20 protein-coding genes and 1 tRNA gene are annotated in these 19,876 nt (G+C 72.4%); 8 read left to right on the top strand and 13 right to left on the bottom strand.

Translation table 11 applies throughout. The features are described from left to right. Positions 1–13 precede the first annotated feature (13 nt). The gene (locus GA0070215_RS16895; protein WP_018788653.1) at positions 14–454 is read left to right on the top strand and encodes an HNH endonuclease; all 441 of its coding nucleotides are present in this window, start codon (positions 14–16) and stop codon (positions 452–454) included. 159 nt (positions 455–613) lie between these two features. On the opposite strand, the gene GA0070215_RS16900 is transcribed toward GA0070215_RS16895, so the two are convergent. The 3 genes from GA0070215_RS16900 to GA0070215_RS16910 all read right to left on the bottom strand — a co-directional run bounded on the left by GA0070215_RS16900 (position 614) and on the right by GA0070215_RS16910 (position 4,506). After that, positions 614–1,201 (bottom strand): hypothetical protein, encoded by a 588-nt coding sequence (locus tag GA0070215_RS16900; RefSeq protein ID WP_091047217.1) that lies wholly within the window; start codon positions 1,199–1,201, stop codon positions 614–616. A 66-nt stretch (positions 1,202–1,267) separates the two neighbouring features. Then, positions 1,268–2,029 carry an enoyl-CoA hydratase/isomerase family protein gene (locus tag GA0070215_RS16905; RefSeq protein ID WP_018788655.1) on the bottom strand — a complete coding sequence of 254 codons (762 nt, stop codon included), beginning with the start codon at positions 2,027–2,029 and terminating at the stop codon, positions 1,268–1,270. Between the two features lie 77 nt (positions 2,030–2,106). After that, positions 2,107–4,506 (bottom strand): M4 family metallopeptidase, encoded by a 2,400-nt coding sequence (locus tag GA0070215_RS16910; protein ID WP_091047220.1) that lies wholly within the window; start codon positions 4,504–4,506, stop codon positions 2,107–2,109. 171 nt (positions 4,507–4,677) lie between these two features. On the opposite strand from GA0070215_RS16910, the gene GA0070215_RS16915 reads away from it, so the two are divergent. Beyond that, positions 4,678–5,127 (top strand): hypothetical protein, encoded by a 450-nt coding sequence (locus tag GA0070215_RS16915; protein WP_208600363.1) that lies wholly within the window; start codon positions 4,678–4,680, stop codon positions 5,125–5,127. Positions 5,128–5,202: 75 nt separating this feature from the next. Further along, positions 5,203–5,859: a type 1 glutamine amidotransferase domain-containing protein gene (locus tag GA0070215_RS16920; protein ID WP_244167025.1), complete on the top strand. Its 657-nt coding sequence runs from the start codon at positions 5,203–5,205 to the stop codon at positions 5,857–5,859. A 1-nt stretch (position 5,860) separates the two neighbouring features. On the opposite strand, the gene GA0070215_RS16925 is transcribed toward GA0070215_RS16920, so the two are convergent. Both GA0070215_RS16925 and GA0070215_RS16930 read right to left on the bottom strand, forming a co-directional pair. Continuing rightward, entirely contained in the window at positions 5,861–6,472 is a 612-nt protein-coding gene (locus GA0070215_RS16925) for a histidine phosphatase family protein (RefSeq protein ID WP_091047322.1), read from the bottom strand. Between the two features lie 49 nt (positions 6,473–6,521). After that, on the bottom strand, positions 6,522–6,824 hold the full coding sequence (locus GA0070215_RS16930) for a VOC family protein (RefSeq protein WP_244167026.1): 303 nt from the start codon (positions 6,822–6,824) through the stop codon (positions 6,522–6,524). A 180-nt stretch (positions 6,825–7,004) separates the two neighbouring features. On the opposite strand from GA0070215_RS16930, the gene GA0070215_RS16935 reads away from it, so the two are divergent. After that, positions 7,005–7,391, top strand: a complete 387-nt coding sequence (locus tag GA0070215_RS16935; protein ID WP_091047231.1) for a VOC family protein — start codon at positions 7,005–7,007, stop codon at positions 7,389–7,391. A gap of 84 nt (positions 7,392–7,475) precedes the next feature. Here GA0070215_RS16935 and GA0070215_RS16940 read toward each other — a convergent pair. Then, positions 7,476–7,552 (bottom strand) — tRNA-Thr (locus GA0070215_RS16940). A 365-nt stretch (positions 7,553–7,917) separates the two neighbouring features. Here GA0070215_RS16940 and GA0070215_RS16945 point away from each other — a divergent pair. Then, complete coding sequence (locus tag GA0070215_RS16945) at positions 7,918–9,009, top strand: ABC transporter ATP-binding protein (RefSeq protein ID WP_018788661.1); 1,092 nt, start codon at positions 7,918–7,920, stop codon at positions 9,007–9,009. Positions 9,010–9,067: 58 nt separating this feature from the next. On the opposite strand, the gene rlmB is transcribed toward GA0070215_RS16945, so the two are convergent. Then, entirely contained in the window at positions 9,068–10,183 is a 1,116-nt protein-coding gene (rlmB, locus tag GA0070215_RS16950) for a 23S rRNA (guanosine(2251)-2'-O)-methyltransferase RlmB (protein ID WP_018788662.1), read from the bottom strand. Further along, on the bottom strand, positions 10,183–11,598 hold the full coding sequence (cysS, locus tag GA0070215_RS16955; RefSeq protein WP_091047235.1) for a cysteine--tRNA ligase: 1,416 nt from the start codon (positions 11,596–11,598) through the stop codon (positions 10,183–10,185). Before cysS ends, rlmB begins: the two co-directional genes overlap by 1 nt. A gap of 63 nt (positions 11,599–11,661) precedes the next feature. Between cysS and GA0070215_RS16960 the strand changes: the two genes are divergently transcribed. Together GA0070215_RS16960 and GA0070215_RS16965 are read left to right on the top strand one after the other, a co-directional pair. Further along, positions 11,662–12,309, top strand: a complete 648-nt coding sequence (locus GA0070215_RS16960; RefSeq protein WP_018788664.1) for an IclR family transcriptional regulator — start codon at positions 11,662–11,664, stop codon at positions 12,307–12,309. A 150-nt stretch (positions 12,310–12,459) separates the two neighbouring features. Beyond that, a complete protein-coding gene (locus GA0070215_RS16965; protein WP_244167027.1) occupies positions 12,460–13,584 on the top strand; it encodes a hypothetical protein in 1,125 nt (374 codons plus the stop codon). 134 nt (positions 13,585–13,718) lie between these two features. Here GA0070215_RS16965 and GA0070215_RS16970 read toward each other — a convergent pair whose 3' ends face one another. From GA0070215_RS16970 to GA0070215_RS16980, 3 genes are all read right to left on the bottom strand, one after another. Continuing rightward, on the bottom strand, positions 13,719–15,407 hold the full coding sequence (locus GA0070215_RS16970; RefSeq protein ID WP_167361525.1) for a S8 family serine peptidase: 1,689 nt from the start codon (positions 15,405–15,407) through the stop codon (positions 13,719–13,721). 88 nt (positions 15,408–15,495) lie between these two features. Then, positions 15,496–16,194, bottom strand: coding sequence for an HAD family hydrolase (locus GA0070215_RS16975; RefSeq protein WP_018788667.1), 699 nt, complete (start codon positions 16,192–16,194; stop codon positions 15,496–15,498). Beyond that, positions 16,191–17,159 (bottom strand): EamA family transporter, encoded by a 969-nt coding sequence (locus GA0070215_RS16980; RefSeq protein ID WP_018788668.1) that lies wholly within the window; start codon positions 17,157–17,159, stop codon positions 16,191–16,193. The genes GA0070215_RS16975 and GA0070215_RS16980 overlap by 4 nt, the downstream gene beginning before the upstream one ends. Before the next feature lie 66 nt (positions 17,160–17,225). On the opposite strand from GA0070215_RS16980, the gene GA0070215_RS16985 reads away from it, so the two are divergent. Next, positions 17,226–17,771 carry a CGNR zinc finger domain-containing protein gene (locus GA0070215_RS16985; RefSeq protein ID WP_091047247.1) on the top strand — a complete coding sequence of 182 codons (546 nt, stop codon included), beginning with the start codon at positions 17,226–17,228 and terminating at the stop codon, positions 17,769–17,771. Here GA0070215_RS16985 and GA0070215_RS16990 read toward each other — a convergent pair. Both GA0070215_RS16990 and GA0070215_RS16995 read right to left on the bottom strand, forming a co-directional pair. Then, entirely contained in the window at positions 17,735–18,334 is a 600-nt protein-coding gene (locus tag GA0070215_RS16990; RefSeq protein WP_091047251.1) for a GNAT family N-acetyltransferase, read from the bottom strand. The two genes, GA0070215_RS16985 and GA0070215_RS16990, sit on opposite strands and share 37 nt — an antisense overlap. A 54-nt stretch (positions 18,335–18,388) precedes the next feature. Then, positions 18,389–19,798 (bottom strand): class II fumarate hydratase, encoded by a 1,410-nt coding sequence (locus GA0070215_RS16995; protein WP_208600364.1) that lies wholly within the window; start codon positions 19,796–19,798, stop codon positions 18,389–18,391. Between the last annotated feature and the right edge of the window lie 78 nt (positions 19,799–19,876).

Raw genomic sequence — 19,876 nt, forward strand, 5'->3', positions numbered from 1 at the left:
GAGGGAGAGCCCGGTGGACGCCGTCCTCGTCATCAACGCCGACCTCGGCCCGCTGCACCGGGTCACCGTCAAACACGCGATCCGGATGCTCTGCCGCCGGGTCGCCGAGATCCACGAGGCCGAGCCCGACCGGGTGATCGGCGTCTTCCCGCTGCCGCGGGTGGTCCGCCTCGTCCGGTACGTGGTGACCCGCTGGCGGTTCAGCGCCGGCCCGGCCTGGTCCCGGGCCGGGGTGCTGGCGCGGGACCGGCGGCGGTGCACCTACTGCGACGGTGCGGCGAGCACGATCGACCACATCCTGCCCCGCTCGCGCGGTGGCCGGAACACCTGGGGGAACACCACCGCCGCCTGCTACGCGTGCAACCAGCGCAAGGGCGACCGGACCCCGGCCGAGGCGGGCATGCCGCTGCGGCGGGAGCCGGTGACGCCGAGCTGGGCCGCACTGGCGCGGTGACGGACGGCCGGCGGGCACAGGGGGCGGTGTCGGGAGTACGTCCCGGCGCCGCGCCCGCCGGTCCCACCCCCACCTATCCAGACCTTGGAAGGGGACGGCCCTCATCAGGCCGAAGTCCTCCAAGATCTCGGACGGCGCCGTGTTACCCGACGGTCTCTCTCAGACCGCAGTCGGCTCGGACGCGCGGTGCCGGAGGAACGCCTCCGCCCGGCGGGCGTCCCGGTGGACCCGCCAGCCCGTCAACGCGAACAGCGCCGCCGCCAGACCGAAGATCGCCAGCGCCACGCCGGAGGTGAACCATGCGAGCACCTGACCGAGGTTGAACACCACGAGCCCGGCCGCGAGAACAGCCCACCAGCCGCCGTCCACCATCTGGCGGGCGACGACCGTGAGCGTCGGCAGGTCGGCGTCGGGCGCGGTCTCGCCGCGCCGCACCTGCTTCACCAGCCGGGACCGCTTCCGCATGCTCATCGCCCAGAGCGGGGACCGTCGACTGGACCGGAGCCGCCCTCGCCGGGCGGCCCACACGAGGGCGCCCAACTCGACCAGTACGCCGACCACGATGAGCACGATCCCGGTGATTCTTGCCCACTCCGGCGACTGCCCCGCCGACCGGGTCGCCCAGCCCTCGTCGGCCACCTGGCCGACGATCAACGCACCGATCACCCCGCCCAGCAACGGCGCCCCGAGAGCCAGCGCCAGAAACCGGCGACGCCCTCGCCGGATCATGTGTTCCTGATCGTCCATCCCAGACCCCCGTCTCCGCGGGCATCGACATACCCGATGGGGGAGGCGGTCAAACGGCGGTCCGCGCTAGGCGGGCGGGGTCCAGCCGAAGCGCGGCGGCCGGCGCTCGTTGATCGCCGCCACCCCTTCGCGGGCCTCGCCGCTGTCCCGCACCTGGGCGTGCCACCAGGCGAGCCGGTCAGCGTCGGCACGCCCGTCAACGATCTCCTTGGCGGCGGTCACCGTGAGCCGGGACCGCTCGGCGATGGCGGCGGTCAGCGCCGCCACCCGCCCGGCCAGTTCCCCGTCCGGCAGCACCTCGTCCACCAGGCCGATCCGCAGCGCCCGCTCGGCGTCGACCAGCTCGCTGGTGAACAGCAGGTGCTTGGCCGCGGACGGCCCGACCAGCGCGGCCAGCCGCCGCGTGGTCGGCGCCGGGTAGACCAGGCCGAGCCGGGCCGGGGGTACGCCGAATCGGGCTTCCGTCGAGGCCAGGCGCAGGTCGCAGGCGACGGCGAGCTGGCAGCCGCCGCCCACGCAGGCGCCCTCGATCGCGGCGACGGTGGGGCGGCCGAACGCGGCGAGCCGTTCCTCGGCGGCCACCGCGATGCTGCCGTCACCGGCGGCCAGCAGCTCGTCCAGGTCGCCCAGGTCGGCGCCCGCGCAGAACGTGCCGCCCGCGCCGGTGAGCACCAGGACCCGGACCGCCGGGTCGGTTTCCAGGCCGTCGAGCAGCACGGGAAGCTGCCGCCACATGGCCGGGGTCATGGCGTTGCGCCGGGCCGGGTTGTGGATGACGACAGTGGCCACCGGGCCGTCCAGGGTGACGGTCAGTTCCGCGTCGGACATGGGTCCGACCGTAACGGGCGGGGCCCGGCGACCACCCGCGTGGGGTGGCCGCCGGGCCCCGGGACCGGGCCGTCAGGTCAGGAGACGTTGACAGCGGTGTCGTCGAGCACGAACGAGGTCTGCAGCGAGCTGTCCTCGGTGCCGGTGAACTTCAGCGTGACGGTCTGCCCGGCGTACGCCGCCAGGGAGAACGACTTCTGGCTGTAGCCGCTGGCCTTGTTCAGGTTCGAGTAGGTCGCCAGCGTGGCGAGCACTGAGCCGGACGCGTTGAGCACCTGCACGTTCAGCTTGTCGTACTGGATGCTGCTGGTGGTCTCGGCCGAGTCGATGTGCAGCCAGAACGAGAAGGTGTACGCGGAGCAGCCGCTCGGCAGGCTCACCGACTGCGACAGCGTGTCGGTGCGGGTGGTGCCGTAGCCGTTGAGCCACGCGTTCCACGTGCCGGTGCGGGTCGGCTGGCCCTGCGAGCCGTACTGGCCGATCACGCCGGAGGTGGAGGCCCAGACGGTGTTGCCGGACTCGAAGCCGGGGTTGCCCAGCTTCTGGCCCGCGCCGGTGCAGCCGCCGCCGGTGCCGGTCACCGTCAGCGAGTACGTGGCGGTCTTCGTACCCGACGCCGCGCTGCCGGTGACGGTCACCGAGTAGGTGCCGGCCGGCGTGCCGGAGCTGGTGGAGATGGTGAGCGTGGACGAGCCGCCCGAGGTCACCGAGGCGGGGCTGAACGACGCGGTGGCGCCGGTCGGCAGGCCGGACGCGGAGAACGTCACGGTCTGCGCGGTGCCGCTGGTGGTGGCCGCGGCGACGGTGGTGGTGACCGAACCGCCGGCGGTCACCGACCCGGCGGTCGGGGAGAGCGAGACGGAGAAGTTGTTGCCGGTCGAGCTGCACGGCGCGTCGTTGCCGGCGACGTTCACCGCGGTCCACGCGGCCTGCACGTTCTTGTACTCGGTGGAGCAGTTCCCGTACAGGTCGGTCGCGGCCCGCAGGGTGTACGCGCGGGCGGTGTTGGCCGGGTTGCTGGTGCTGACGTACTGGGTGTTCGAGGTGAAGTACACGTCGAGCGCCCGGTACCAGATCTTCTCCGCCTTGACGCGGCCGATGCCGGTCACCGCCGGGGCCGAGCCGCAGACCGGCGAGGTGCCGTACGCGGTGGCGCCGGTGCCCTCGGCGAGGTTGAAGAAGAAGTGGTTGCCGACGCCGGAGGAGTAGTGCACGTCCTTGTTCTTCGTGCTGGTGGACCAGCAGGAGTCGGACGAGCCGTCCAGCGACGGGTTGTACATGTAGCGCAGCGGCGTACCGTTGCCGTTGATGTTGATCTTCTCGCCGACCTGGTAGTCGCCTGGGTCGCTCGGCGCGGCGGCGTAGAACTCCACCATGTTGCCGAAGATGTCGCTGGTGGCCTCGTTGAGGCCGCCGGACTCACCGGAGTAGACCAGCCCGGCCAGCGCCTCGGTGACGCCGTGGCTCATCTCGTGTCCGGCGACGTCCAGCGAGACCAGCGGGCGGGAGTTGCCCGAGCCGTCGCCGTAGGTCATCTGGGAACCGTCCCAGAAGGCGTTGACGTAGTTGTTGCCGTAGTGCACCCGGCTCGGCACGCCCTGGCCGTCGCCGAAGATGCCGTTGCGGCCGTGCACGTTCTTGAAGTAGTCGAACGTCTTGGCGGCGCCGAAGTGGGCGTCCACGGCGGCCGACTGCCGGTTCGAGGTCGCGCCGTTGCCCCAGGTGTTGTCCGCGTCGGTGAACGTGGTGCAGGTGGAGGTCCCGTTGTTCATGTCGCAGGTACGGCCGTTGCCGCGCACCGGGTCGATCATCTGGTACAAGCTGCCGGACTGCGTCGTGTCGATGGTGACCGAGCCGGTGTAGACGCCCTGGCCGGTGCCGGCCACCGTCTCGATCTCGTCGTACGAGCCGATCACCTTGCCGGTGGTGGCGTCGGTGAGGACGTGCAGCTTGGACGGCGTCTGCTTGTCCGCCTTCCAGCCCGTCGCGACGGTCTCCCAGGCGAGCCGGCCCTTGCCGCTGCTGGCGTCGACGAACAGCTCCGGCGCGCCGACCGAGGTGAGGGAGCCGGAGAACGTCTTGCGGGCGCTGGCCTTGGCCGCGTCCGCGCCGACCTTGGCGGTGGTGCTCAGGGTCAGCGGGGCGTGGAGGCTGACCGACGCGGCGGTCATGGTGCCGTTCGGGGCGGTGTGGATGACGAAGTCACCGCCGTACACCCGGAGGCCCTGGTAGGTCCGGCTGTACCGGGTGTGCGCCGCCCCGGAGGGGTCGACCTTGGTGCGGACGGCCTGGTAGGCCTCGCCGTTGGCGCCCTGGACGGCGCCGGGGTTGGCCCGCAGCAGGCTCGCGGCTCGGGCTGCGGCCGAGGCCTCGGGGCTGGGGGCGCTTGGTGCTGCCGCTTGCGCCGAGGTGGTGACGCAGGCCAGCACGCCGCTGGTGAGCAGCGCTGCGCTGACGGCGGCGACGGATCTTTTCACGGGCCCTCCTCCGAAGGCGAAGTTGTGACGGGGGTAGTCACTGGTGTAGATATAGCGATACATCGAAGAACGTAAAAGAGGCTGGCTGGATCCCGCCGAAGACACTGACCGAACGGCTGAGGAGAAGCGGTGACCCGGAACCGGGTGGTCTCGTCGCGCGTCCGAACCGGCATGAGAGCTGCCCCCGCCGTGGCGGCCGTCGCCGCCCTACTCGCCCCGCTCGCCGGCTGCGCCCGCACCGAAGCGCCACCCGTCATCACGGACGGGCCCTCGCCGCTGGCCGCCGAGGTCGTGCTCGTGAAGTCGGGCGGCATCGCCGGGGTGAGGGACACCGTCACCGTGCGGTCGGACGGCCACTGGACGAAGACCGACCGGACCGGCGCCTCGCAGGAGGGCCGGCTCGCCGTGGCCGACTTCGCCCGGCTGCAACGACTCGCCACCGACCCCCGGCTGGCCGCCGAGGCCACTGCGACCGAGAACCCGGACAACTGCGCCGACGGGTTCACCTACCGGCTCACCGTCGGCCCGGCCGAGAGCGGGTACGTGGACTGCGGGCCCGCCGCCCGGCAGCCGGCCGTCACCGCCGAGGTGGTCGAACTGCTCACCCGCGCCACCGGCTGATCCGGCTCTCAAACCCCCTGCCGCTGTGACATCGGCCTATGGCCGGCGGACGGCGGCCACGCCAGCATGGACGGCATGACTCGCGCACTCATCGCCCTGACCAGTCACTCCGAGCTGGGCCGCACCGGCCGCTCGACCGGCTACTACGTCGGCGAGGCCGCCGAGCCGTGGGAGGTGTTCCGGGCCGCCGGGTACGACGTCGACCTGGCGTCGGTGGCCGGCGGGGAACCGCCAGTCGACGGGCGGGACGAGAACGACAGCACCCAGAACGACTTCCTCGCCACCGCCGGCGTCACCGACACCCCGAAGGCCGCCGACGTCGACCCGGAGCGGTACGACGTGATCCTCTTCGCCGGTGGCCACGGCACCATGTGGGACTTCCCCGACGACCCCGACCTGGCCCGGATCGCCCGCTCGGTCTACGAGCGCGGCGGCGTGGTGGCCGCCGTCTGCCACGGCCCGGCGGCGCTGGTGAACCTCACCCTCTCCGACGGCTCCCGGCTCGTCGCCGGCAAGCGGGTGACTGGGTTCACGAACAGCGAGGAGGCGGCCGTCGGCCTCACCGACGAGGTGCCGTTCCTGCTCGCCGACAAGCTCGGCGAAGCGGGCGCGCAGCACGTACCGGCACCGGACTTCACCGAACACGTGGTGGTCGACGGGCGCCTGGTGACCGGCCAGAACCCGCAGTCCGCCCGCGCCGTGGCCGACGCCGTGGTGAAGCTGCGCGCCTGATTCAGATCCGGTGGTCGTCGGGCAGGCCGGTGGCGCGCAGCTCGGGCGGCAGGTGGGCGACGTCGTTGAACGCGATGAGCGCCGGCGGTCCGCCCGAGCCGTAGCGGATCACGGTGAGCCCGCAGTTCTGCTGGTTGAGCCCGATCCATCGGCGCTCCGGCGCGTCCAACGCGTTCAGCACCAGCCAGGCGACCAGGAAGTTGTGGGTGACGACCAGTTCGCGTACGTCACCCTCGGTGGGGGCGGTGGCGAACCGGGCCACCGCCTCCGCGGTGACGCGCGGCCCGTCGCGCCGCTCCCGCTCGGTGAAGCCGGCCAGGAACTCCGCGTACGACTCCGGCAGACCGGCCGGGTCGGTGTCGTGCGGCATGTGGTCGCCGGCGCGCTCGTCCGCGCGTACCGGGACACCTGGTAGCGACGCCGCGACCAGCGCGGCGGTCTCCGCGGCCCGGCGGGCCGGCCCATGGTGTACGGCGGTGAGCCCGGCCCCGAGCAGCCGCTCGCCCAGCAGCGTCGCCTGCCGCCGGCCCCGCTCGGACAGTCCGGTGTCCGCCTCCTCCTCCGGCCGGTCCTGCTCGCCGTGACGGACCAGGTAGAGCAGGCGGCTGGGCATCGGCACCTCCACGGTCGGGGACCGCGAGACTAGCCCGCCGCCGCGCCGTTCACCGGCCCTGATGCATCTCGCCGATCCGGATCCGGTTGCCGAACGGGTCGCGGATGCCGAAGTCGATGCCGTACGGCCGGTCGGTCGGCTCGTCGGTCACCTCGACGCCCTTCGCGACCAGGTCCGCGTACGTCTCGTGCGCGTCGTCGGTGGTGAAGAACAGCAACCCGCCCGCGGCGTCCTTGGCCAGCAGCTCCCGGACCTGCTCGGCGGTCTTCGGGTCCAGGGCCGGCGGGCCCGGCTTCTCCAGCAGGATCTCCCGGCCCGGGTCGCCCGGCACGTCGACGGTGAGCCAGCGCATGAAGCCGGCATGGTCACCCCGTTCCTGGCACCCGGGTTCCTCGCCGCCAGCTTCGCGGTATCCGGCGACCGTTACGACCCAGCGCAGTCGAATCCCGCCCGCATCGGGTCTAGCCTGAAGCCGGCAGGCTCAGCCAGGTCCGAGAGGGCACGGAAAATCGCCCGGCGGGGAGAAGACATCGTGGAACGCGTGACAGGCATCGGCGGCGTCTTCTTCCGCGCCCACGACCCGGACCGGATCAACCACTGGTACGCCACCCATCTCGGCGTCGAACTGGCACCGGAGTCCTACGACGTGTCCTCCTGGTGGCAGAAGCCCGGTCCTACCGTCCTGGCAGCCATGCCGGCGAACTCCGAGCACTTCGGCGGCCCCGAGTATTCCTGGTCGCTCAACTTCCGCGTCGACGACCTGGACGCGATGGTCGGCCAGCTGCGCGACGCGGGTATCGACGTCGAGGTGGACCCCGAGGAGTACCCGAACGGCAGGTTCGCGAGCCTCAGAGATCCGGAGGGCAACATGGTCCAGCTCTGGGAGCCGGCCGGGGCCGACGCCCGTGGGCCCGCCTGACCCTCGCGCGGGGTGCCGTCGTGGCGCTGCTGACGGAGCCGGGCGTCCCGCGGCGGCATCGGCCCCGGAACGCCTTTGTGGAACTGGAGCCCCCGGCCGGGATCGAACCGGCGACATCTCGCTTACAAGGCGAGTGCTCTGGCCAGCTGAGCTACAGGGGCGCGTGCGTCGCGCTCAGCATAGCGACTGAGCCCCGGAAATCCCGCCTCGCAGGGCTCCCGAGCACGGAAAACGTCGGCATCCCGACCGGCACGACCGATGGAACATCGCCCCGCCGCGCTCACGGGTGGGGAGATTGATGCCTCGCAGTGCCTTCCTGACCGTTATGCGTATGCGATCCGTCCCATCCCACGTGCCACGCCTTGGCACGATCGCGAAAGCCGTTTATCGTGCAGTGACACGGACGACACTCCGGCCGGCCTCGGCTGCCTGAGCGGCGACCCCGTTGGCCGGTGCCTTGGGCGCCGGTCGCTCCTTCACTCGGATCGTCCGGCACGTTCCTGCCGGTGAAAGGAAGCGCTCCATCATGGCTACGGTCACCTACGCGAAGGCGTCCCGGATCTATCCGGGCACCGAGCGCCCCGCCGTCAACCAGCTCGACCTCCAGATCGGTGACGGGGAGTTCCTCGTCCTGGTCGGTCCGTCCGGCTGCGGTAAGTCCACCAGCCTCCGGATGCTCGCCGGCCTGGAGGACGTCGACGACGGCGCGATCTACATCGACGACCGGGACGTCACCCACCTCCCGCCGAAGGCCCGCGACATCGCGATGGTCTTCCAGAACTACGCTCTCTACCCGCACATGACGGTGTACGAGAACATGGCGTTCGCCCTCAAGCTGCGCAAGACCTCGAAGTCGGAGATCGACCGGCGGGTCAAGGAGGCGGCCGGGCTGCTCCAGTTGGAGGAGTTCCTCAGCCGCAAGCCGAAGGCGCTCTCCGGCGGTCAGCGCCAGCGTGTCGCCATGGGCCGGGCGATCGTCCGCGAGCCGCAGGTCTTCCTCATGGACGAGCCGCTGTCGAACCTCGACGCCAAGCTGCGCGTGCAGACCCGCACCCAGATCGCCTCGCTCCAGGCGAAGCTGGGTGTCACCACCGTCTACGTCACCCACGACCAGGTCGAGGCCATGACCATGGGTCACCGGGTGGCGGTCATGCTCGACGGCGTGCTCCAGCAGGTGGACACCCCGCGGGCGCTCTACGACACCCCGGCCAACGTCTTCGTCGCCGGCTTCATGGGCTCTCCCGCCATGAACATCAAGACGGTGAAGCTGACCGACCAGGGCGGCGCCTTCGCCGAGATGATCGTGCCGCTGACCCGCGAGCAGGTCCAGGCGGCCCGCGCCGAGGGCGGCGACGGCAAGGTCACAGTCGGTTTCCGTCCGGAGGACTGCGACCTGGTCAGCCCGTCCGAGGGTGGCATGCCGGTCGTGGTCGAGCTGGTCGAGGACCTGGGCTCGGACGCCAACATCTACGGCCACGCCGCGCTCGAGGGCCACAACGAGCGGTTCGTGGTCCGTACCGACCGGCGCAGCATGCCGAACATGGGTGACACCGTGTTCGTCAAGCCGCGTACCGGCCGCAGCCACGTCTTCCACGCTGCCAGCGGCCAGCGGATCTGACGTACGCGAGAAAGGGGCGGCCCGCCACGGCGGACCGCCCCTTTCTGTTGTTCCCGGGTCAGACCTCGACGGACCGGCGACGGGCGACCTCGGCGAGCGTGACCGCGGCGGCGACGCTGGCGTTGAGCGACTCCACGTCGGAGACCATCGGGATGCTGACGGTGAGGTCGCAGGTCTCCCCGACCAGGCGGGACAGCCCGCGCCCCTCCGAGCCGACCACCACGACGAGCGGGCCGACGGCGGCCTCCAGGTCGTACAGGTCGGTCTGTCCGTCGGCGTCCAGGCCGACCACGACGAAGCCGGCCTCCTTGCACGCCTTGAGCGACCGGGTCAGGTTGGTCACCTGCGCGACCGGCACGCGCGCGGCCGCGCCCGCGCTGGTCCGCCAGGCGGTCGCGGTGATCCCGGCGGCACGCCGTTCGGGTACGAACACACCCTGCGCGCCGAACGCGGCGGCGGAGCGGATGACCGCGCCGAGGTTGCGCGGGTCGGTGACGCCGTCCAGCGCGACCAGCAGCGGGGCGGCCTGCTCCAGCGCGGTGGCGACCAGATCGTCGAACGGCTCGTAGGCGAACGGCGGCACCTGGAGGCCGACGCCCTGGTGCAGCACGCCGCCGGTCATCCGGTCCAGCTCGGCGCGGCTGACCTCGAGGATCGCGATGCCGCGGTCCGCGGCGGTGCGGACGATCTCCTTGACCCGGTCGTCGATGTCGATGCCCTGCGCGGTGTAGAGCGCGGTCGCGGGCACCTGGGTGCGCAGCGACTCCAGCACCGGGTTGCGCCCGACCAGCAGTTCGGGGCTGTCCTTCGCCGGGTTGGCCTTGCGGCCCGGCGCGACCCGGGGACCGCCCCGGCCGGCGGGCTTGCCCTTGCCGCCCTTGAGTGGCACACCGGCCCGGCTGCCCTTGCCCCAGGTGGTGTCCTTGGTGCCGGGCTGACCGATCTTCGGCGCGCGGCCCTCCTCGGCGGCCGCGCGGCGTTCCTTGTCCTGCTTCCAGGCGGTGCGCTGGGGCAGCTTCTCGGTGCCCGAGTACGCCTTGTGCCAGGGCCGCTCGTCGGCGGGCAGCGTGCGGCCCCGCCCGGCCAAGGAGTCCTTGTTCTTGCCACCGGTGCCCTTGGGGGCGCCCGCCTTCGGCGTCAGTCGCCGGCCACGGCGCTGCGAGTTGCCGGCCATCAGTCCTGCTCTCCAATAGTCCAACGCGGGCCCTGGGGGGTGTCCTCGACGACCACGCCTGCCTGCTTGAGCTGGTCGCGTACGGCGTCGGCGGCAGCCCAGTCCTTGCGGCTGCGGGCCTGCGCGCGCTGCTCCAGGGCCAGCGCGATCAGAGAGTCCACCACGCCGCGCAGGTCGTCCGTGCGGCCGCCGCCGGTCCAGGCCGGGTCCAGGGGGTCGACGCCGAGGATATCCAGCATCGCCCGGGTGGCGGACAGCGTCGTGCGGACGGTCACATCGTCACCGGCGGTGAGTGCGGTGTTGCCGTCGCGGACCACCTCGTGCAGCGCCGCCAGCGCCGCCGACGTGTTGAGGTCGTCGTCCATCGCGGCCACGAAACCGCCCGGCAGGTCGCCGGGTCGGCCCGGGCCGACCCGCTCGGCCGCCCGCTGCACGAAGCCCTCGATCCGCCGGTACGCGACGGCGGCCTCCCGCAGCGCGTCCTCGGAGTAGTCGATGCGGGACCGGTAGTGCGCCGCGACGTAGTAGTAGCGCAGCTCGACCGGGCGCACGCCGAGCGAGGCCACGTAGTCGAGGTCGAGCGTGTTGCCGAGCGACTTGCCCATCTTGGTGCCGCCGATGCCGAGCAGGCCGTGGTGCACCCAGTAGCGGGCGAACGGCAGGTCGGCGGCCTGCGACTGGGCGATCTCGTTCTCGTGGTGCGGGAACGTCAGGTCGAGCCCGCCGCCGTGGATGTCGAACTCGGGGCCCAGGTAGCGCCAGCACATGGCCGAGCACTCGATGTGCCAGCCGGGTCGCCCGCGACCCCACGGCGACGGCCAGTAGGCGTCGGCCGGTTCGCCCGGCTTGGCACCCTTCCAGAGCGCGAAGTCACGCGGATCCCGCTTGCCCCGGTCGGGGCTGTCGCCGGCGGGCTGCATGTCCGCCGGGGCCTGGCCGGACAGCGAGCCGTACGCGGGCCAGGACGCCACGTCGAAGTAGACGTCGCCGGAACCGTCGGTCGCCGGGTAGGCGTGGCCGGTCTCGATCAGCCGGGCGATCAGCTCGTGCATCTCCGGGACGTGCCCGGTGGCCCGCGGCTCGTACGTCGGCGGGAGCACGTTGAGCGCCCGGTAGGAGGCGGTGAGGATCTGCTCGTTGGCGTACGCGATCGACCAGAACGGCCGGCCGTGCTCCATCGCCTTGGCCAGGACCTTGTCGTCGATGTCGGTCAGGTTGCGGATGAACGTGACCTCGAAGCCCTTGCTCAGCAGCCAGCGGCGCAGCACGTCGTAGTTGACGCCGGAGCGAAGGTGGCCGATGTGCGGCGGGGCCTGGAGCGTGAGACCACACAGGTAGACCCCCACCTTGCCGGCTTCCCGCGGGACGAAGTCCCGCACCGATCGGGTGGCGGTGTCGTACAGGCGTAGCGTCACCTCACAAGGGTAGCCGTCCGCACATTTCCGGGTTGGCCGGAGCCGGGTCGTACGCTGCGTGCTGTGGACACGGCGGCGCGCACGGGAGAGACGGCACAGACCCTGGACCGGGGCCTGCGGCTGCTGCACCTGGTCGCGGACGCGCCGGGCGGGCTCACCGTCACCGAGGCGGCGCACCGGCTGGGCATCGGCCGCGCGGCCGTCTACCGGCTGGTCGGCGCGTTGACCGGCCACGGGATGCTCCGGCGCGACGGCGAGGGCCGCCTGCGCATCGGTGTGGGCGTGCTGCACCTGGCGCGCCGCGCCCAGCCGCTGCTGGCCGAGGGGGCGCTGCCGGCGCTGCGCCGGCTCGCCGAGGGGAGCGGGGCGACCGCCCACCTGACAGTGGTCGAGGGCGGCGAGGGGGTCGCGCTCGCGGTGGTCGAACCGAGCTGGACGTCGTTCCACGTGGCGTACCGGACCGGCACCCGGCATCCGCTGGAGCGGGGCGCCGCCGGTCGGGCGGTACTGGCCGGGCGGGCCGGCGATCCGGGGCCGGTGAGCACCAGCGGTGAGCTTCAGTCGGGCGCGTTCGGGGTGGCGGCGCCGGTGCTCGGCGTGCCCGGTCTGGAGGGCAGCGTCGGGGTGGTGTCGCTGACCCCGCTCGACGTGGCCGAGGTCGGCGCCCAGGTGACGGCAGCCGCCGGGGCGGTGGCCGCCGCTCTCTCCTGACCTTCGTACGTCTGTGGATCATGTGCAGGTCGAGGGCCATAGCACACGGACAGAACCGGTCGGGGGTTGTCCACAGGGCGCGGCAGGCGGCACGGCCACGGCTGTCCACAGGGGTACCGATCTCGACCCGCGCGCCGCCACGCTCGTCACATGCCACCTCATCCTCATCGCCCACCGGAGTTGGCCTGGCAGGTCTTCCGGGGCTCGGAAGCGATCCGGCGCGGGCTGCTGTCCCGGCACCATCTGCGGGGCGCGTCCTGGATCCGGCTCCGGCAGGACGTCTACGCCGACGCGCGGCTCGCCCGCGACCACGCGCTGGCCTGCCGCGCGGCGCTGCTGCGCATGCCACCCGGCGCGACGATCGCCGGCCCTTCGGCGGCCTACCTGCACGGGGTCGAGCACGCCGCCGGCTTCGACGACGACGTGCACGTCCTGCTGCCGGCCACGGTCCGGGCCGACTCCCAGCCGGGTGTCCGGGTGCACCACGCCCCGATGTCGAGCACCCGCAGCGGCCTCCTGGTCCCCGTCGGCGCCGGCGCACCCGCGCGAACGAGCCCACCCGCGGGCACGAGCGCACCCGGCGCAGCACCGACGGCGGTCGACCGCCCACCGGGCCGGACCAGATCGCCGCACCCGGCCGACCCCCGCAACCGCCCCGGGCCGCCCGGTCCAACCACCCCACCCTCAGCCGCGGCATCGAACCCGTTCGCACCCACGACCCTCGGCGCGACGATGATCATGACCGGGCCGCCGCCACGGACCGAGCCGGCCGCCTGCGCCTGGGAGACCGCGGTCTGGGCCGATCCCGTGAAGGCGGTCGGCATCATCGACGGGCTGCTGCGCGCCGGCTCGGTGAACCGGTCGGCGCTGGCGAGCGAGGCGGCCCGCAACGCCTGTCGTCCCGGTGGGCGGCGGGCGTCGTGGGTCTTCGGCCTGTCGGACGGGCTGGCCCAGTCCCCGCCCGAGTCGCACCTGCGGGTACGCCTCGTCTTCGCCGGCCTGCCGCGTCCGGTGGCCCAGCATCCGGTGCGCGTGTCGACCGGCCTGATCCTGCACCCCGATCTGGCCTGGCCGGAGTTCCGGGTCGCCGTCGAGTACGACGGTCTGTGGCACTCCGACGCGGACCGGATGCACCTCGACCGGCCGCGGCTCAACCAGCTCGTCGAGGCCGGCTGGCTCGTGCTGCATGCGACCGGCCGCCGTCTGCACAAGGATTTTCCCGCCCTGGTGCGGGAGATCCGCGCCGCGCTGGTGGCCCGAGGGTGGCGCCCGTGACACCGCCCGCCGCCGCCCCACCACCCCGCCGCGCCACCAACCGCCGAGACGCGGTCCGCCGCCGTGCGGACCCCGGAACGCCGAGGTGGCGGTGTCCGGAGCTCCGGACACCGCCACCTCGGGGGAAAGAGTCGTTACGGTCGGACGTTCGGCTTGACCGGGGTCTTCACCGCGGCGTAGGCGTCGACGATGCCGTAGCCGTAAAAGCCGTTGAAGTTCAGCGAGCCCGCGCAGTACGCGTCGAACTCGGCGTCCCGGCCCTCGTCGGTGTAGCTCTGCAGCCGCGGCTCCGGGCAGGCGTGCTCGGCCGCCGTCCGGTAGAGGTGCTGCTCGACCAGGTCCGGGGCCATGCCGTAGCCGTTGCGGCCCTCCTTCTTGCCGTGCTTGCTGACGATCAGCGCCGCCACGCCCGAGACGTGCGGGGACGCCATCGAGGTGCCCTGGAGGTAGGTGTAGTAGCCACACTCACCCTTGGCGGTGCACTGCTTGAACACCGAGTCCTCGAAGCCGGCGACGATGTTGCCGTCCTCGTCGACCGCCCCTTCCTCCTGGAGCACCTTCTTGGGGTACGTGGAGAGGATCATGTTGGCGTCGGTGCGGTACGTGTCGGTGCCGAAGCCGTCCCGGAACCAGCCACCCGGCGCCGCCACCGAGATCTGCTCGGTGCCGTAGTTCGAGTAGTCGGACTTCTTGCCGGACGGGCCGACCGCCGACACGCCGATCACGTGCGGGCCCTCGACCGGCAGATCCCAGCAGGTCGCGTTGTCGATCGGGCGCGGGTACGGGTCGGCGCCGTAGTCCGGGCTGCTCACGTCGGTGCGCGGCGCGCCCAGGTCCTCGTGGTTGTTGCCGAGCGAGCCGACGAGGGTGACGCCCTTGCGGTGGGCGAAGTTCAGCGCCCGCTTCATGGCCTCGATGATGGTGCGCTGCTCGGCCTGCGCCTCCGGCGAGTCGACCGGGTTGGCGGTGCAGTTGTAGAGCCACGGGTCGACGTAGAAGGACATGTTGACCACGTCCAGCCCGGAGCGACCAGCGTGCACCAGGGCGTTGACCACCGGGTTGAGGAAGAAGTAGCCGCTGTCCTGGCCACCCTTCAGATCGACCAGGGAGACGTTCGGGGCGACGCCGGAGAGGCCGAAGCCGTTCGCGGCGGCGCCGATGGTGCCGGCCACGTGCGTGCCGTGCCCGCCGTCGTCGGTACCGACCGGGTCGAGGCAACTCGCCACCTCGCACGGGCCGTCGACCTCGGGGATGTCCGGGGCGAAGTTGCGCGACAGCGCCCAGTTGAAGTTCGGCGCCAGGTCGGGCTGGCTGGCGTCGACGCCGGTGTCCAGGACACCGACGGTGACCCGGCGGTCGCCCGGCTCGACCTTGCGGGCCTTGTCGGCCCGGATCATGTCCAGACCCCAGAGCTTGTCGTCGAGCGGGTCCATCTTCTTGCCGTTGTTCCTGGCGGCCTTGCCCTTGGTCGCCGCGGCGGCCAGCAGGTGCTCCTGCTCGACCCGGTCCAGCTTCGGCTTGCGGCCGATCGCCTTCTCCTCGGCCGCGCCGACCAGCGCGGCGGCCGCGGTCGCCCGGCTGGCGAAGTCCGCGCGGTCGCTGGTGACCTGGAACAGACCGACCTCGTCGGTGCGGGCGACGACCTTGCCGCCGGCGGCGGTGATCGCGGCGACCGCGGCGTCGCCGGAGACACCGCTCTCGGCCAGCACGGTGAAGGTCCGGTTCTCCGACAGCGCGGCGTTCGCCGGAACGCTCAGACCGGTCACCGTGAGTGCCAGCGAGGCCGCAGCCGCGACCGCGCCGACGGTGAAGCGCTTGCTCACCACATCAGATCCTCTCGTTGAGGGACGTGGTGCCATCCCACATCACGGGAGCGGGTTCCGCCAGATCGAAGTCCGTTATCGGCCGCTACTAGGCATTCGCGTTCGTCACGGTGATCAGGGCCGCCGGTAGTTCGGCCAGCGTGGACACCTCGGCGTCCGGTTCGAGGCCGCGAGGGCGGGGCAGTCCGGCCCGGTTGAGCCAGACGGCACGCAGCCCGGCCCGCTGAGCGGCCACCACGTCGTGCTCCGGCGAGTCACCGACGTGGACGATCCGCGACGCCGGCAGCCCGGTCGCCGCCACCACCGCCGCGAAGAACTCCGGCGCCGGCTTCTTGGGCAGGCCGCCCTCGTGCGCGTACAACTCGAAGGCGAACTGCCCGGCGAGGCCGCAGCGTTCGGCGCGGCTGTTGCCGTTGGTGGCGAAGCCCAGCAGGTGGTGCGGGCGCAGCGCCGCCAGCGCGGGCAGTACGTCCGGGAAGGGGCGGCTCAGCTCGTACCGGCGGGCGAAGAACAGCGCCGCGAACTCGTCCAGGTCCGCCTCCAGCCCGGCCCGGGCCAGCGAACGGGTCAGGGCGATCCGCCGGATCTCCTGCACCGGGACGGCGCTGAGCGCGCCGAAGACCGCACCCCAGTCCTCCTCCAGGTCCGCGAGCACCACCCCAGCCGCCGCCGGGGTCCGCCGCCGCATCTCCTCGAGTACGGCGACGAGCGCGCCGGTGACCGCCGGGCGCAGGTCGACGAGTGTCTCGTCGGCGTCGAAGACGACGGCGCCACGTGGCCCGCTCATCGCTCGCCGGTCAGCACCGGCTCGGCCGGGGCAGTCGCCGGCGCCGACGGTGTGCCCCGCAGTTCGTCCGCCCGGACCAGGGCGACGCCGCCGAGGATGAGCGCGCCACCGGCCAGCTGGATCAGGCTGGGCAGTTCGTCGAGCACCAGCCAGGCGATCAGCACCGCGAACATCACCTCGGTGAGCCCTACGAAGGAGGACAGCCGTGCCCCGAGCAGCCGGGTGCCGGCGACCCCGGCGAGGTACGCGACCACGGCGGCGATCAGCGACAGCCCGGCGATCGGCACCAGCCAGCTCACCCGGTGCCCGCCGAAGGTGACGTCGGCGGTGCCGGCGGCGAGCGGCAGCGCTCCGATGCCGCCGAGCAGCAGCAGCGCCAGCGCGCCGACGGCCATGCCGCCGCTGGCCATCACCACCGAGGGCAGGCCCGCGTCGATCCGGCCGGCGATGACGAAGTATCCGGCCAGTCCGACGCCCGCGCCGAGGCCCCAGAGCACGCCCACCGGGTCGAGCCGACCGGCGCCGGTGAGGTCGAGGACGAGCCCGAGCCCGCACAGGGCGGTGACCGAGCCGGCCACTGTGAGCAGTCGGGGGCGCTGCCCGTGGACCAGCCACATCCATCCGACCACGAGCACGATGCCGAGGTATTCCAGCAGGAGCGCCACGCCGACCGGGAGGTAGCGGACCGCGTTGAAGAAGCACGCCTGCGCCGTGGCCACGCCGAGCAGCCCGAACAGCACCACGCTTCCCGCGTTGCGGCGCAGCACCGCCCACCTGCCGCGCAGCGCCAGCAAGGCGGGGACGGCGAGCACCAGGGCGGCGATGCCGACCCGGGCGATCACCACCGCGACCGCTGACCACTCGCCGGTGATCAGCGGGCGGGCGAAGGTGCCCGAGGTGGCGAACGTGATCGCGGAAAGCAGTGCCAGGCCGAGCCCGACGCTTGACCGTTCACGCACCGGCATCTCCTGGTCATGAGTCAAGGGAAGTTATGCTGATGACGCTAGGCGTCGCCTCCGACAGGAGTCAAGTTGCTTTTCGCTCATGACACCGAATGCGCGCTGGTCGCCGCCGCCGCGCTGGTGAACACCGCCGGCGGCCGGGACGGACTGCCCGACGTTCCCGCACTGGACGCCTTCTTCACCACCCACGGGTGGAGCGGCCGGCACGAGCACACCGACGTCGAACTGCGCCAGGTCCGCGCGCTGCGGCCCCGGCTGCGCCGCATCTGGTACGCCGACACCGACGAGGTGGTGGCGATCGTCAACGGCCTGCTGCGCGAGTCACACGCCCTGCCGCAACTCGTCCGGCACGACGACGAGCCGTACCACGTGCACGCCGTGCCGCGGGACGCGCCGCTGGCGACCCGGATGGCGGTCGAGGCCGCGATGGCGATGGCCGACCTGGTCCGGATGGGCGAGCTGAGCCGGCTGCGGCACTGCGACCACCCCGACTGCGACAACGTGCTCGTCGACCTGTCCCGGAACCGGTCCCGCCGGTTCTGCGACGCCGGCTGCGGCAACCGGGCCGCGGTGAGCGCCTACCGGGCCCGCAGGGCCGCCGCGTCCCACTCCTGACGGGTCGCGGGCCAGGCGTCGCGGCGCAGCTCGCACTCCACCTCGCCGTGCTCCGTACCCGGAATCGGGTCGTCGAAGGTCAGGTGGAAGGTGCGGACGTAGCGCAACCCGGCGCGGGCCATGACCGCGCGGGAGCGGTCGTTGACCGCCATCGTCTGAGCCCACACCCGGCGGACGCCGACCGTGTCGAACGCGTGCCGCACCAGCGCCCGCGCGCCCTCGGTGGCCAGCCCGTGTCCCCACGTGGCGCGGCGCAGCCGGTAGCCCAGTTCCGCCTCGGCGCCGTCGCCGGACGGGTCGAGCGAGTGCCAGCCGAGGAACTCGCCGGTGAACCGGTCGAGCGTCGCCCAGCGGCCGAGCCCGGGGTGCCGGGCGTACTGCGCGAGCACCCGGGGCAGGACCTCGTCCCGGAACGTCCGGGCCGAGGTCGGCGCACCGCCGGTCAGGAAGCGCATGACCTCCGGGTCGGCGTCCAGCGCCACCAGCCGGTCCACGTCGTCCATCGTGAACCGGCGCAGCGTCAGCCGCGCGGTCTCCAGCAACACGCCGCCGTCGTCACGCACGGTCGGATCATGCCGCGCCCACCGTGACGGGTCGAGGCAATTACCGGCACCGGCTCAGGGGTGGGTCATCCGGAGCAGGTCCAGGGCCTCGTCCAGCTGGGTCTCGGTGAGCTTGCCGGAGTCGACGTGCCCCCGGGCGATCACCACCTCGCGGATGGACACCTGCTTGGCCAGCGCCTCCTTGGCGATCGAGGCGGCCTCGTCGTACCCCAGGTGGCGGTTGAGCGGGGTGACGATCGACGGCGAGCCCTCCGCGTACGCCAGGCAGACCTCGGCGTCGGCGACCAGGCCGGCCACCAGGCGCTCGGCGCACAGGCGGCTCGACGTGGCGATCAGCTTGATCGACTCCAGCAGGTTGCGGCCCATCACCGGGAGCATCACGTTCAGCTCGAAGTCGCCCTGCGAGCCGGCGAACGCCACCGCCGCGTCGTTGCCGATCACCTGGGCGCAGACCTGCCGCATCGCCTCGGCCACCACCGGGTTCACCTTGCCCGGCATGATCGACGACCCCGGCTGGAGGTCCGGGATGCGCAGCTCACGCAGCCCGGCGCGCGGGCCGGAGCCCATCCACCGCACGTCGTTGACGATCTTGTAGAGGCCGACCGCGACGGTACGGAGCTGGCCGGACGTCTCCACCAGCGCGTCGCGGGCGCCCTGCGCCTCGAAGTGGTTCCGCGCCTCGGTCAACGGCAGCCCGGTCGACTCCCGCAGCTTGCCGATCACCCGGTCGGCGAAGCCCAGCGGCGTGTTGATGCCGGTACCCACAGCGGTGCCGCCCAGCGGCAGCTCGGCCAGGCGGGGCAGCGCCGCCTCCAGCCGCTCGACGCCGTAGCGCACCTGCGCGGCGTAGCCGCCGAACTCCTGCCCGAGCGTGACCGGAGTGGCGTCCATCAGGTGGGTCCGCCCGGCCTTGACCACCGTCTCGAACTCGGCCGCCTTCTCCTCCAGCGCGCCCGCGAGCTGCTTCAGCGACGGGATCAGGTCCTCCACCACGAACTGGGTGGCGGCCAGGTGGATCGACGTGGGGAACACGTCGTTACTGGACTGCGACGCGTTGACGTGGTCGTTCGGGTGCACGTCCCGGCCCAGCTCGCGGCTCGCCAGCGTGGCGATCACCTCGTTGGTGTTCATGTTGGACGAGGTGCCGGAGCCGGTCTGGAACACGTCCACCGGGAACTGGTCGTCGTAGCCGCCCTCGGCCACGTGCGCGGCGGCGGTGGCGATCGCCTGCGCCACGTCCGTGTCGATCACGCCCAGCTCACCGTTGACCAGGGCCGCCGCGCCCTTGATCTGGGCCAATGCCTTGATCTGGGCCGGTTCCAGGCCGCGCCCCGAGATCGGGAAGTTCTGCACCGCACGCTGGGTCTGCGCCCGCCACAGCGCCTCGGCGGGCACCTCCACCTCGCCCATCGAGTCGCGTTCGATCCGGTAGCCGGTCGCCTCTGGAGTCGTCACGCGTACCATCCTGCCGCGCCGCCGGTCGGTGTGCAGGGAAAGTGGCGCGGTCCGCAGCCCAGCCCGGCCAGCGACCTCTGCTCGTGG

It is taken from the genome of Micromonospora marina (assembly GCF_900091565.1).
GTDB lineage: Bacteria > Actinomycetota > Actinomycetes > Mycobacteriales > Micromonosporaceae > Micromonospora > Micromonospora marina.

Excerpts from the sequence above, each read along its gene's own strand:
- GA0070215_RS16900 (WP_091047217.1), bottom strand. The coding sequence starts at position 1,201 with ATGGACGATCAGGAACACATGATCCGGCGAGGGCGTCGCCGGTTTCTG.
- GA0070215_RS16905 (WP_018788655.1), bottom strand. The coding sequence starts at position 2,029 with ATGTCCGACGCGGAACTGACCGTCACCCTGGACGGCCCGGTGGCCACT.
- GA0070215_RS16915 (WP_208600363.1), top strand. The coding sequence starts at position 4,678 with ATGAGAGCTGCCCCCGCCGTGGCGGCCGTCGCCGCCCTACTCGCCCCG.
- GA0070215_RS16920 (WP_244167025.1), top strand. The coding sequence starts at position 5,203 with ATGACTCGCGCACTCATCGCCCTGACCAGTCACTCCGAGCTGGGCCGC.
- GA0070215_RS16925 (WP_091047322.1), bottom strand. The coding sequence starts at position 6,472 with ATGCCCAGCCGCCTGCTCTACCTGGTCCGTCACGGCGAGCAGGACCGG.
- GA0070215_RS16930 (WP_244167026.1), bottom strand. The coding sequence starts at position 6,824 with ATGCGCTGGCTCACCGTCGACGTGCCGGGCGACCCGGGCCGGGAGATC.
- GA0070215_RS16945 (WP_018788661.1), top strand. The coding sequence starts at position 7,918 with ATGGCTACGGTCACCTACGCGAAGGCGTCCCGGATCTATCCGGGCACC.
- rlmB (WP_018788662.1), bottom strand. The coding sequence starts at position 10,183 with ATGGCCGGCAACTCGCAGCGCCGTGGCCGGCGACTGACGCCGAAGGCG.
- GA0070215_RS16965 (WP_244167027.1), top strand. The coding sequence starts at position 12,460 with ATGCCACCTCATCCTCATCGCCCACCGGAGTTGGCCTGGCAGGTCTTC.
- GA0070215_RS16975 (WP_018788667.1), bottom strand. The coding sequence starts at position 16,194 with ATGAGCGGGCCACGTGGCGCCGTCGTCTTCGACGCCGACGAGACACTC.
- GA0070215_RS16980 (WP_018788668.1), bottom strand. The coding sequence starts at position 17,159 with ATGCCGGTGCGTGAACGGTCAAGCGTCGGGCTCGGCCTGGCACTGCTT.
- GA0070215_RS16995 (WP_208600364.1), bottom strand. The coding sequence starts at position 19,798 with ATGGTACGCGTGACGACTCCAGAGGCGACCGGCTACCGGATCGAACGC.